This is a genomic window from Rhizobacter sp. P3_B12, from assembly GCF_056402895.1.
Map to the genome: position 1 here is coordinate 1 of NZ_JBFUGN010001129.1, position 1,840 is coordinate 1,840.

A 1,840-nucleotide genomic window follows, 5' to 3' on the forward strand; every position below is an offset into this window, starting at 1 on the left:
ACAACACCGTGCGCACCTGGGGAACCGGGCCGAACGGCACGGCGACCGCCGGTGGCGAATGGAACCTGCAGGCGGTCTACTACGGCTGCAACTACGGCGTGAACCAGGCGTGCACGGCACGGCACAAGGTTCAGTTCAACTACATCGAGCGCTCGGACAAGGCAGAAGCCTTCCACCTCGGTGCCAAGGTGGTCAGCACGCGCCTGCTGTCATCGGTGGGCGTGTGGACGGCCAGCGGCACCGCCGTACGCAACTATCAGCTGGTCTACACGACCTCGGACGCATCGGCCCGCCAGTTGGCGACCAGCATCAAGGAGTGCGCCGGCAACGCTCAACTGACCTGCATGCCGGCCACGCGGTTCACGTACAGCCCRCTCAGCGGCTATGCCGCGTCGACGGCGTTCAACCTCGGTGGCTTGCCGCTGTCCAGCGCCGATGGCAGCCGCGGCGCCCTCACCGGCGACTTCAACGGCGACGGCAAGACCGACATCCTGTGGTGGCGCAAGGATGCTGGCGCGCCCGTCATGCAGATGGTCTGCGTGAACGATGTCTGCACCGCCCAGCCCTCCGGCAGCTACTACCTGAACGAACTCTGGCTGGCCGACGCGAAGGTGCCTGGCAAGTTCAACAAGGTGCCGGACATCGGTGAGGTGGGTCGTATCCGGCTGGGAGGCCGGTTCGACGGCAACGCCGAGAACGACACGGTCGACGTGATGGTCACCGACATCAACGGCGATGGCCGCGCCGACCTGGTCCGGCTGTGCAAGTCGGGCAACACCTCGTGGTGTCCGGCCAAGCTGCGCATGTGGCTGTCCGTCTCGGACAACGACCCGACCGTGACAGCCACCTACGGGCAGTTCGTCAACCTGCCCAACCCGGCCGCCGGCGTGYAGGGGCCATTGTTCGCCGCCGCCGGCACGGCCTTTGGCTACGTCTGCCAGGACAAGGCCTCCGGCAACGTGCCCCCCGTGGACGAACCACCCGACATCTGGCACCAGTCGTATGCGAAGGATGCGTACTGGCAGGACTTCGACGGCGACGGCCGGCTCGACCTGATCACGATGGACGTGCTGCAGACGTCGGCCGGGCCCGGCTGGGCTTCCTGCCCGCAGGTGCCGACCTTGACGCCGAGCTTCCAGACCATGCGCTACTACGTGGGGCGCGGCAACGGCCAGTTCGAGCTGAAGCAGACCGTCACGATGGCTACGCCGCACCGCACCGGCACGGTCAAGGGGGTGGGCGGCATGTCGTACGGCGAGGTGCTCGACGTCAACGGCGACGGCAGGCTGGATCTGCTGTTTCTCGGCAGCCGATGGATGCAGGACGGAAGCGGCAACTTCCAGGAGCTGACGGGTACCGTCGGCACAGCGCCGGGGAGTCCGCGCATGCTGATCGTTGATGCGAACGGCGACGGCAAGAGCGATGTCATCCTGATGGACCCGACGGCGTCGCGCACCATCCCGAGCCCGATTCCCGACGGCGTGACGGGCAAGACGGCCGTGAATGTTGCGGCGAACCCCTACGAAGCGCAGCTGTACATCAACCAGGGCGACGGGAATTTCGCGCTCGACAACAGGCCACTGGCCGGCCCGTACGCGATGGGTCGCGTCGACTACTGGACGCAAGGCGATTTGCACACGCCACACAGCGGTGCACCGCGTCACTTCGCCTTTGGCAGCGGCGGCAGCGGCTCGGTGCCGATGGACATCAACGGCGACGGCCAGACCGATTACATGGTCTGGATCGGCGACAACGATCGACACGAGCTTGCTTTCTACACGAGCCTGTCTGGCACCGATGCAGGCAAGACAGACAGCTCGGTCCCGGGCGTGTCCTCGAC

The 1,840-nt window shown here is 66.3% G+C and carries 1 protein-coding gene; it reads left to right on the forward strand.

The genetic code is table 11. The features are described 5' to 3' along the window. Window positions 1-1,840: FG-GAP repeat domain-containing protein (locus AC1D01_RS32910; protein ID WP_477873683.1), on the forward strand; the 1,840-nt coding region annotated here is incomplete at both ends.